Annotated in this window: 12 protein-coding genes, 1 tRNA gene and 1 riboswitch; of the genes, 4 read left to right on the top strand and 9 right to left on the bottom strand. The window is 66.5% G+C overall.

Annotated elements, in window-relative coordinates; all coding sequences use genetic code 11:
• Positions 1–71 precede the first annotated feature (71 nt).
• From JF66_RS07850 to JF66_RS07840, 3 genes are all read left to right on the top strand, one after another.
• Positions 72–147 (top strand) — tRNA-His (locus tag JF66_RS07850).
• A gap of 63 nt (positions 148–210) precedes the next feature.
• Positions 211–561, top strand: a complete 351-nt coding sequence (locus tag JF66_RS07845; protein WP_035876811.1) for a metallopeptidase family protein — start codon at positions 211–213, stop codon at positions 559–561.
• Positions 562–585: 24 nt separating this feature from the next.
• Positions 586–1,863 (top strand): D-alanyl-D-alanine carboxypeptidase family protein, encoded by a 1,278-nt coding sequence (locus JF66_RS07840; protein WP_035876794.1) that lies wholly within the window; start codon positions 586–588, stop codon positions 1,861–1,863.
• Positions 1,864–1,897: 34 nt separating this feature from the next.
• On the opposite strand, the gene JF66_RS07835 is transcribed toward JF66_RS07840, so the two are convergent.
• From JF66_RS07835 to JF66_RS07820, 4 genes are read right to left on the bottom strand one after another with little or no spacing between them, the layout of a single operon-like run.
• Positions 1,898–2,446, bottom strand: a complete 549-nt coding sequence (locus JF66_RS07835; RefSeq protein ID WP_231556345.1) for an ATP-binding protein — start codon at positions 2,444–2,446, stop codon at positions 1,898–1,900.
• Positions 2,433–3,227: an energy-coupling factor transporter transmembrane protein EcfT gene (locus JF66_RS07830; protein WP_035876791.1), complete on the bottom strand. Its 795-nt coding sequence runs from the start codon at positions 3,225–3,227 to the stop codon at positions 2,433–2,435. The genes JF66_RS07835 and JF66_RS07830 overlap by 14 nt, the downstream gene beginning before the upstream one ends.
• Positions 3,224–4,744: an ABC transporter ATP-binding protein gene (locus JF66_RS07825; protein WP_035876789.1), complete on the bottom strand. Its 1,521-nt coding sequence runs from the start codon at positions 4,742–4,744 to the stop codon at positions 3,224–3,226. The genes JF66_RS07830 and JF66_RS07825 overlap by 4 nt, the downstream gene beginning before the upstream one ends.
• Positions 4,745–4,747: 3 nt before the next feature.
• Entirely contained in the window at positions 4,748–5,395 is a 648-nt protein-coding gene (locus JF66_RS07820) for an ECF transporter S component (RefSeq protein WP_035876787.1), read from the bottom strand.
• A 51-nt stretch (positions 5,396–5,446) separates the two neighbouring features.
• A riboswitch (TPP riboswitch) is annotated at positions 5,447–5,555 on the bottom strand.
• Positions 5,556–5,597: 42 nt separating this feature from the next.
• Between JF66_RS07820 and JF66_RS22920 the strand changes: the two genes are divergently transcribed.
• Positions 5,598–5,774 carry a hypothetical protein gene (locus tag JF66_RS22920; RefSeq protein ID WP_156109692.1) on the top strand — a complete coding sequence of 59 codons (177 nt, stop codon included), beginning with the start codon at positions 5,598–5,600 and terminating at the stop codon, positions 5,772–5,774.
• Here the strand turns inward: JF66_RS22920 and JF66_RS07815 are convergent, their stop codons facing one another.
• Genes JF66_RS07815 through JF66_RS07795 form a run of 5 tightly spaced genes read right to left on the bottom strand, consistent with a single transcriptional unit; the run spans position 5,775 to position 9,258 of the window.
• Entirely contained in the window at positions 5,775–6,095 is a 321-nt protein-coding gene (locus JF66_RS07815; RefSeq protein ID WP_035876785.1) for a hypothetical protein, read from the bottom strand. It abuts the gene before it with no gap.
• Between the two features lie 20 nt (positions 6,096–6,115).
• Positions 6,116–7,339 (bottom strand): DNA polymerase IV, encoded by a 1,224-nt coding sequence (gene dinB / locus JF66_RS07810; RefSeq protein WP_035876784.1) that lies wholly within the window; start codon positions 7,337–7,339, stop codon positions 6,116–6,118.
• Between the two features lie 9 nt (positions 7,340–7,348).
• Positions 7,349–7,855: a dihydrofolate reductase gene (locus JF66_RS07805; RefSeq protein ID WP_035876782.1), complete on the bottom strand. Its 507-nt coding sequence runs from the start codon at positions 7,853–7,855 to the stop codon at positions 7,349–7,351.
• Between the two features lie 9 nt (positions 7,856–7,864).
• The gene (locus JF66_RS07800; protein WP_035876781.1) at positions 7,865–8,971 is read right to left on the bottom strand and encodes a VIT1/CCC1 transporter family protein; all 1,107 of its coding nucleotides are present in this window, start codon (positions 8,969–8,971) and stop codon (positions 7,865–7,867) included.
• Complete coding sequence (locus JF66_RS07795; protein ID WP_051973276.1) at positions 8,968–9,258, bottom strand: hypothetical protein; 291 nt, start codon at positions 9,256–9,258, stop codon at positions 8,968–8,970. The genes JF66_RS07800 and JF66_RS07795 overlap by 4 nt, the downstream gene beginning before the upstream one ends.
• Position 9,259: the final 1 nt, after the last annotated feature.

Here is a 9,259-nt window from a genome sequence, read left to right as displayed (position 1 = left end):
TGCACAACTTCGGTGCTCAGGTGTAATAGAATTCATGAGTTGCCCTTCTTCGCAAGAGGAAGGGACGCATGGTGGGTATAGCTCAGTTGGCAGAGCGCCTGGTTGTGGTCCAGGAGGTCGCGGGTTCAATCCCCGTTACTCACCCCAATGATTTATCAGCAGTAGCGTGAATGTATGGTCCGTGACATCAGTGTTCCGGTTCGTAGTCGGATGCTGCAGCTTGACGCGTCCGAATTCGAACGTCTCGTGGTGGATGAGCTCGATCTCTTGCCAGACGAGATGATTGACGGTCTCGACAACATTATTTTCGTCGTCGAAGACCGACCCGAAGATGGCACGCTGGACATCCTCGGACTCTATGACGGAGTCGCACTCACGGAACGCGGACAGTATGGTTTCGGGGAGATGCCCGACCGAATCGTGGTCTACCGGGAGCCCCTGCTGGCGATTTGCCACGACTTCGACGAACTCCGCGACCAGATCCACGTGACTCTTGTGCACGAAATCGCCCACTTCTACGGCATTGACGACGACAGGCTGCACGAGCTCGGCTGGAGTTAGAGCACCGCGGGTTAGCCTTGACCCATGAGCACATTTCGTCCCGGCAGATTCATCGGTGTGCTGGTCGGAACCGTGGCTATCCTGGCGGTCGGCGTCTATGGGCCCGCAACGCTGCTCGGTCCCCTCCCCGCCGCGACCGCGACGCTTCTCCCCGCACCCACTGCCTCCGGCACGGTGAGCCCTCCGGTACTTCCGGTCGCCGGCACGAGCGCCGTCTCCGCCTTGACCGTATCCGATTCCGGAGCGCTTGAGGCTCCGGTGACGCCGCTCGCGCCCATTGCCGCCGGTGGCACCGCCGATCCGCTCCCGCTGGCCTCCATTGCCAAGGTCATCACGGCCCTGGTCGTTCTCGACGAGAAACCGCTTGCTGCCGGTGAGCCAGGACCGGCCGTTACCCTCACCACGGCCGATTACCAGAGCTATCTCGACTACACAGCGGTCGGCGCTCGCACCGTGACGGTTTTCCAGGGCGAGGTCTGGAGCGAGCAGGAACTGTTGCAGGCGATGTTGCTCGGATCGAGCAACAACCACGCCGACACGATCGCCCGGTGGGCCTTCGGCTCCATCGATGCATACGTCACGGCTGCCACGGCCTGGCTCGCGAAGGCGGGACTGTCCGACACGAGCGTCGTCGACGCAACCGGTCTGCACGACGCGAGCGTCGGCACGGGCACGGACCTCGCGGCCGTCGCCGGCCTCGCCGCCGGGAGCCCGGTGATCTCGGAGATCCTGGCGAGCCCCGCGTCCGCCCTCGCCGGCCGACGCGGTGTCGACAACACGACCGCGTACCTGCCCGAGGAGGGCATCACCGGCATCTCGCGCAGCTACACGGATGCCGCCGGCGTGTGCTTCCTGTTTACCGCACGGATCGATGACGGCGACCGGACCTTTGCTTTCTCGGGTGCGATCGTCGGTGAGCCCGACTATGACACCCTCACTGCCGATCTCGTCGCGCTGATGGACAGCGCTCGCGCTGGCGTGGGCGACCTCCCCGTGCTTCGACAAGGCGATAAGTATGTGAATTTCCAGACCGTCTGGGGACCGTCCGCCTCCGGCGTCGTGGGCGTGTCCAAAACCCGCTTTGCGTGGCAGGCAGCGGCGACGACCACTCCGGACATCACACTCGACCCGGTCGTCGACGGCCGAGAGGGCAAGGTCATCGGCCATATCGCGGTGTCCGGGACAGCCGGCGAAGCATCATCCTCTCTCAAGCTCGACTCCACGATCAGTGCCCCCGGGCCTGGATGGCGGCTCACACATCCCATTCCCCTGATCGAGGCCCTGCTCGACTCTCGCGGCTAAGGCGGCAGCGTCAGCGTCAGCGTCAGCGTCAGCGTCAGCGGGACCTCAGCAGAATGGTCGCGCGCCCTTTCGGTTGCTCCCGGGCGCAGTAGGCCACCCACTCGGTCTGCCACTGGTCCCAGTGCTCCCGAAAAAGGTCGCCATCGCGGGCGAGGGCGCGTCCCTTGCGCAACGCATCATCGGCATCGAGCCACACCCGCACGTCGCTGAGGGCCTCGGTGCCCGCGAAGAGTGCGCCGCAGCCCTCCACTATCAAGGGACGGTCTGTCGGCACGGCTGTCCAGTCCGCGGTGCGTCCGGTGGACCAGTCGAAGCGTTGCCAGGCCGCCGAACGCCCCCGCCGGCGCGGTTCGAGAACGTGGGATCGCAGGTGCGCAATGGCTGAATCGAGGCCATCCCAGCCCGGATAGATGTCGTCGAGCCGCACGAGCGTGGGGACGGCCTCGCCCGGCCAGGCTCGCCGCAGCGAATCGGCGAGCGTGCTCTTGCCCGCGCCGCTGGGACCATCGACGAGCACGACCGAATTCGGCCGAGCGATGGTCACGGCCAGCAGGATCGGGTCGAGCAACTCAGGCGAGGACAAAGCTCCACGTTCCCGCCCAGACCGCCACCGCGATGGCCAACCCCGCAATAACGACGCCGAGTGCGATGAGGGCCACATCGGCGGCACCGAAGAGGGACTCCCGCGCCCAGGTGCGCGGCTCATCAGAGCCGAAGCCGCGGGCTTCCATGGCGGTCGCGAGTTTGCTCCCCCGCCGCACCGAGATCACCAGAAGCGCGAAGGCTGGACCGACGAAGCGCCGGAAAGCGCCGGCGACTCCCCCGCCGTCTCCGACCCCACGCGCACGACGCGCACGAGTGAGGGAACGCCAGTCCTCGATGAACATCCCGACAAGCCGCAGGCCGGCCAGCCCCCCGAGCACGAATCGTGCCGGAAGCCGAAGCACCTGAGCGAGCCCGTCGGCAAGGTCCGTGGGATCCGTCGTGGCCAGCAGCACGATACCCGGCAGCCCGATGGCGAGAACGCGCAGGCCGATCGCCAGGCCGAGAGCCGCTGATCCCTCCGTCACGCTGATGAAACCGAACTGCCATAGGGTTGTCCCGGAATCCTGACCGTAGAGCACGGTCGTGACGGATGCCAGCGGTGCCGCAATCCATACCGGTGCGGTGCGCAGCCAGAATTGCCTCGCGCTCAGCCCTGCCCAGCCCAGCAGGATGCTCTCCAGCAGAAGAGCGACCCCCGCGGAAACCCAATCGATCGACAGGAGCAGCGCGCAGCTCACGATCAGGGCGACAGCCAGCTTCGCAACGGGATTCAGCCGCGCGACCGCACTCGGTCGAATGAGGGGTGTCAGCATGCTCATGAGGCCACGGCCAGCCCCTGCGGTGCGGCCGCGAGCGCGTAGTTCACGTCGGCGAGCACCTCGACGAACTTCTCGTCGTGAGTAACCGCCACCAGGGCCGTCCCCCCATCGAGAAGTTCGGCGAGAAGCAGTACGAGTTCCTGCCACGTCCGAGAATCCTGGCCGAAAGTCGGTTCGTCCAGAACCAGCACGCGAGGACGTGTGGCCAAAACTGTCGCCACGGAGAGTCGGCGTTTTTCCCCTCCGGAGAGGGTGAACGGGTTCGCATCCGCCAGGTGGTCGAGACGCAGGCGCTGCATCAATTCGTCGACCCGTGCCCGCTGATCGGTGACTCCCAGACCCAGGGCGCGCGGGCCGATGAGAAGATCATCCCGTACCGTTGCGGCCAGAAACTGATGCTCCGGGTCCTGGAAAACGGTACCGATCCGGGTGAGCAGCTGCCGTGAACGCCAGCGGAACGGTTCTGGCCCGATTCCTTCCGCCAGCGCCTCTGCCGCCCGCAGACGGCCGGCTGCCGGCGACAGAAGGCCCGCGAGCGTGAGTGCCAAGGTGGATTTTCCGGCGCCGTTCGGCCCGGTCACCGCGGTGGCAACGCCCGCGTGCACGTCGAGGGTGAGATCGCTCGCGACAACGGAGGCCTTGCGCCGCGCGAAAGGGATGCGCCCGACCGCGAGCACATCGGCGCTGAGCAGGAGCTCGGGCGCTGCAGTCGAGGAGTGGCTCGCTCGCACGGGTTCGCTGAGTGCCATATGGGGCACCCACACGCCGGCACGGGACAACCGTTCGCCCTCCCGGGCAAGAATCTGGTCGGTCGGGCCGTCGGCCAGCACACCGCCGGCGGGATCGAGAACGATCACCCGGTCGACGACGTTCTGCCAGACGGCCACGCGGTGTTCGATCACCACGAGGGTCGCCCCGGACCGGTCGAGGCCCCGCACCACCGCATCGCGCACCTCGATCACTCCGGCGGGGTCCAAATTCGCGGTCGGCTCGTCAAGGAGCAACAGCCCGGGTTCCATCGCGAGAACACCGGCCAAGGCCAGACGTTGCTTCTGCCCGCCGCTCAGAGCGGATGTCGGATGGTCCAGGGGCAGATCGAGGCCGACGGCGGCGAGGGCCGCGCGTACCCGGGGCCAAATCTCGGCACGAGGTACGGCGAGATTCTCGCAGCCGAACGCCACATCGTCACCGATGCGCGCGAGCACCACCTGCGAATCCGGGTCCTGCAACACGAGGCCGACCCGGCCCCGTGCATCGGCCGCACGACGACCGTCGATCAGAAGTTCACCGGTGGAATCCCCGTCTTCCTCGTCGCCCAGCACCCCGGCGAGAGCGTGGATGAGGGTGCTCTTGCCTGCACCGCTCGCGCCCAGCAGCAGTACCCGCTCCCCCGGAGCGATGTCAAGGTCGAGCGCGGAAACCGCCGACTTCCGGCGTCCGGCGTGGCGCCAGCCCCACCCCCGTGCGGTTACGCGCGCCGCGGCAGGTCGGCCGGGCCGACTGGTGTGTGCGGGCATCCGCTACCGCGCTGCGATGTCGACGACGCGCGCGTCCCGGCCGCTCGCGAACCGACTCAGGGCTCCTGTGCGAGCGAGACCGCGCACCGCCAGCCAGGACAGGAATCCGGCCAGCACCGTGCCGGACACGACAGCGGACACGAAGTACACGACCTTGTATCCGAAATCGAGCGCGACGTAGCTCGTGAACGTCGTGTCGAGCAGACCGACCGCGACCCCCGCACCCGCGCCGGCCAGCAACGCCACGCCCAGGCGGAAGTTGGCGTAGAAGAACAACGCCAGGATGATTTCAGCGCCCAGTCCTTCGACGACTCCCCAGATCAGGGTGGAGAACCCCCACTGCGTGCCGATCAGCATCGACACGACCGCAGCAATGACCTCGGTGTAGAGCGCGGCCCCGGGCTTGCGGATGACCAGGCCCCCGAGCACGCCGGCGAAGAGCCAACCACCGGCGAGCAGCCCTTCGAGCCCGGGCGTGAACGCGAGGATACCGCTGAGCGGCGACCAGGCGAGGCCCCAGGCCCAGAAGATGACGCCGCTGGCGACGCCGATGACGCTGGCCACGACGATGTCCACAACCCGCCACCGAAAGTTGCGAGGCGATCGGGGCGTGGCTGTTGTGGCGCCAAGGATGGTGGGTGTTGCGTGCATTGGTCGTGCCCTTTCCGTAGATGCCCACGTCGACTGACGCGTGCAGGTGGGCACGGGTACGAGAAGTCTCCCTGCGTCGGCATGACCCGCATCAGGTTCGACGGTCGAAGCTCTACAGCTTCCTCTCAGCCCGGTTCACCGGACTCCCGTGTTCGCCCCCAGTCTAACGGGACGCCTAGACTCACGGAATGAGGTTCTGTGCATGAGCGTCGTGATTGTGCTCGTCGGCGCGGCGTTGATGCTGCTGATGATGCGCGCCGCACTGATGCGCCGCCGGCGCATCGCGCGAGGCTTGCCCGTGCACGGGCCGTGGCGCTGGCCAGACCGGCTGCGTCGGCGGTCACGCGGGAAAGGACCGGCTACGCCACGACGAGGCTGACTATTTCTTCAGTACCCGGATGATGTGGGACAGGGCGTGGCCGGTCACCAGGATGAAGGGCACGGCCGCAGCGACCAGCGCAATGACGTTGGGCTCGAAGCGCACGGTCCCGGCCGATTTCACGTAGGCACCGATCGGCACGGACGCCCCGCCCCCGCCGCCGCCGGAGCCTTGCTCTCCCGCGTCCCCGCCGCCGAAGCCGTACCAGGCCAAAGCCACGGGGATCAGTGTCACGCCGTCGATCTGCACGGGGTCGCCGTAGGCCGCCTTGACACCGGCGGAACGGAATGTGTCTGCAAGCTTTTCGGGAAGGCTAGTCATCCCCATAGGCTACCCCTTCGTCACTGTTCCCGCGTTGGTTTGAACAGCGACGCCGGTCGTACCGTGCCACGGCCGAAGCGTGCGGTCACCGTATCCACGGCCAGCTCTGCACCGCGCCAGTCTTCGTCCGGATCCCAGAGGGCAAGACCCTGGCTGTCCGCATCCGATAGCTGCTCCATCCGCACCCCGATCAGCCGGACGCGGATGCCGTTCACCGCGAGAACGTCGAAGGCAGCCACAGCTTCGTCATAGATGCGTCGCCCCACATTGGTCGATTCCGCGAGCGTGCGTGACCGGGTCACGGTACTGAAGTCGGTGTAACGCAATTTGAGAACCACCCGCCGACCGACGATCCCTGCCTGTCGCAAACGCACGGCCACGGCATGGGATTGTCGCAGCAGTTCGCTGTGCAGCTCCGCCACATCCGTCACATCATGTTCAAAGGTGACCTCGTGTCCAACGCTCTTCTCCTCACGCTCGATGGTGACGGCCCGCGGGTCCCTCGCCCAGGACAGCTCATGTAGTTTGCGCCCGGATGCCTCGCCCAGCGAACGTTGCAGGACCGGCAGAGGGGTCGCTGCGATGTCCCCGATGGTGCGCAGTCCCAAGCGCACGAGCGCCTCCTCTGTCGTGGCGCCTACTCCCCACATGGCTTTCACGGGTAGCGGATGAAGAAACGCGAGGGTGTCCTCTGCCGGCACCACCAGCAGCCCGTTGGGTTTCGCCAGGCCGGAGGCGAGCTTGGCGATAAATTTCGTGGAGGCGGCGCCAACCGAGCAGACCAGGCCCGTCTCGGCGAACACGCGGGCTCGGATCTGTTCTCCGATGACCGCGGGAGAACCGTGTAAACGCCGAGCGCCCGCCACGTCCAAAAACGCTTCATCGATGCCGAGCCGCTCCACGAGCGGGGTCACGTCGTCGAAGATGCTCATGACCAGGTCCGAGTAGTGCTTGTAGGCGCTCATGTGAGGTTCCAGCACCACGGCCGAGGGGCATTTGCGCAGGGCGAGCGCCATCGGCATCGCCGAGTTGATCCCAAACCGGCGCGCGATGTAGTTGGCGGCCGTGACGACAGAGCGCCCCGAACGGTGCCCCACAATCACGGGTTGGTGCACAAACTCCGGATGGTCGAGCAGCTCGACGGACACGAAGAATGCATCAAGATCCACATGCAGGATGGTCGCGGTTGAGTCGTCCACCGGAGTGGTCGTGACCTGCCGCTCGCTCCCATCCTGCTTGCCCATTCACAAACTCTAACCCGCGATCGGGCCCCTCGTGTAGCGCAGAAAGCGGTATTCGAGTCCTGTTTCTGAGACGTGCCAACCCTGCTCCGGATGGGCGCGGCTGATGCTCCAGCCGGACCGAATCTCGGGCGCTCTCGTATCCCCCACGACATCGGCGTTGATCTCGGTGACCTCGAGCACGTCGGCACGCTCGAATGCCTGATCGAAGACCTCGCGCCCACCGATAACCCACACTTCGCGCCCCTCGGCGGCAGCGAAAGCGTCGTCGAGGGTAGTGACGGACAGAGCACCCACCGGCATCAGGTCTGGTGCACGGGTCAGCACGATGTTCAACCGTGCCGGCAAGGGCCGAAACCGGTCGGGCAGCGCGTCCCAGGTCTTGCGTCCCATGAGCACCGCGCCGCCCAGGGTGAGTGCGCGAAAGCGGGCCAGGTCTTCCGGCAGGCTCCACGGCAACACACCCCCTGCGCCGATCAGTCCGTTCCGACTCTGCGCCCACACGAGCGTGACCGTCATCGCCAGAACCTAACCGAGGCTCGTGCCGAAGGCGAGACCCAGGAGATAGGTCACGCCGGCGGCCGCGAGGCCGATGGCAAGCTGGCGCAGCGCACGACGGAGCGGCGGACCGCCAGAAAGCAAGCCCACGACCGCACCGGTGGCGAGCAGGGCGATTCCCACGAGTACGGTGGCGAGCACAATCGCCGACAGGCCGCTCATCCCGAACAGGTAGGGCAGGACGGGCAGCAGGGCACCTGACGCGAAGAAGCAGAAGCTGGAGGAGGCAGCCCCGATTCCGGTTCCCACTGCCTCGTGCTCGTCTACGGGCGGCATGACCGCTCGGGTATCAGCGGCCTCGAACGGATGGGTCGCCACCTCGGCCGTGCGCAGCACCTGTTTGGCGTGCAACTCGGCCTTCTCGGGTGACATTCCCCGGGCACGGTACACGAGGGTCAGCTCATTGGCCTCGAGGTCGAGGCTGGTCAGCACGCTCTTCGCGGTCGTCGTCGGGCTCGACGCCTCCAGCAGCTCCCGCTGGGAACGCACCGATACGTATTCGCCGGCACCCATCGAGAGCGCTCCCGCGAGGAGTCCGGCCAGCCCCGTGAACAGAATCGTGGCGGCCGGCACCCCCGTTGCACCGATTCCCAGAACAAGGGCCAGGTTGCTGACCAGACCGTCGTTGACGCCAAAGACGGCCGCCCGAAAGCTTCCGGACAATCGCTTGCGGCCGCGGGCAGCTAATCCGCGCACGACCTCTTCGTGGATCCGCTCATCGGCCGCCATGGCGCCTGTCGCGTCGTGGTCTTTGTCATACGGCGAGCGTGATTCGGCGCGTTGCGCCAGGGCGAGCACGAACACGGATCCGAATCTGCGCGCCAGAAAACCGAGCAGGCGAGTGCGGATCGCACCGTTCCTCTTCGGCCCTACCTGATCGCCGAGCATCCGGCGCCAGTGCGCCTCGTGTCGTCCCTCCGCCTCAGCGAGGCTGAGGAGGATTGCACGCTCCTCGCCCGCCCTCCGCGCGGCGAGATCGCGATACACCGCAGCCTCGGCGAGCTCGTCGGCCAGGTACTGGCGCCAACGCCGAAGCTCGGACGGCGTCGGCACCCGCCGGGTTTCCACATCGTTCATGATTCGGGTGCCACTTCCAGAAAACTCTGCGGAATTTTCGCCGAGTCGTGCGGTCCCGAACCATCAAGCCCGTAGAACGGCTCCTCAAACGCCACTTCCCAGACCGCTTCACGCACGGCTGTCGGCACGTAGAACGACGAGCCGTTGAGCTCTCCGGGTGCCACGATCACGCCGATCGGATCGTCAACGAAGGAATCCGGGAACCGGGTCCGGTCGAGCCGCACGATGACCTGCACGCCGACGCCGAAGATGACCGGTGCGGCCTCCGGGTCGCGTTTCTTCCACATG

This window comes from Cryobacterium sp. MLB-32 (assembly GCF_000738085.1).
Classification (GTDB): domain Bacteria; phylum Actinomycetota; class Actinomycetes; order Actinomycetales; family Microbacteriaceae; genus Cryobacterium.
This window is presented reverse-complemented; position numbering and strand designations above follow the sequence as displayed.

Bases quoted from the DNA above. Each gene is read 5' to 3' on its own strand.
- JF66_RS07845 (WP_035876811.1), top strand. From the start codon at position 211: ATGCTGCAGCTTGACGCGTCCGAATTCGAACGTCTCGTGGTGGATGAG.
- JF66_RS07840 (WP_035876794.1), top strand. From the start codon at position 586: ATGAGCACATTTCGTCCCGGCAGATTCATCGGTGTGCTGGTCGGAACC.
- JF66_RS07830 (WP_035876791.1), bottom strand. From the start codon at position 3,227: ATGAGCATGCTGACACCCCTCATTCGACCGAGTGCGGTCGCGCGGCTG.
- JF66_RS07825 (WP_035876789.1), bottom strand. From the start codon at position 4,744: ATGCCCGCACACACCAGTCGGCCCGGCCGACCTGCCGCGGCGCGCGTA.
- JF66_RS07820 (WP_035876787.1), bottom strand. From the start codon at position 5,395: ATGCACGCAACACCCACCATCCTTGGCGCCACAACAGCCACGCCCCGA.
- JF66_RS22920 (WP_156109692.1), top strand. From the start codon at position 5,598: ATGAGCGTCGTGATTGTGCTCGTCGGCGCGGCGTTGATGCTGCTGATG.
- JF66_RS07815 (WP_035876785.1), bottom strand. From the start codon at position 6,095: ATGACTAGCCTTCCCGAAAAGCTTGCAGACACATTCCGTTCCGCCGGT.
- dinB (WP_035876784.1), bottom strand. From the start codon at position 7,339: ATGGGCAAGCAGGATGGGAGCGAGCGGCAGGTCACGACCACTCCGGTG.
- JF66_RS07805 (WP_035876782.1), bottom strand. From the start codon at position 7,855: ATGACGGTCACGCTCGTGTGGGCGCAGAGTCGGAACGGACTGATCGGC.
- JF66_RS07800 (WP_035876781.1), bottom strand. From the start codon at position 8,971: ATGAACGATGTGGAAACCCGGCGGGTGCCGACGCCGTCCGAGCTTCGG.
- JF66_RS07795 (WP_051973276.1), bottom strand. From the start codon at position 9,258: ATGTGGAAGAAACGCGACCCGGAGGCCGCACCGGTCATCTTCGGCGTC.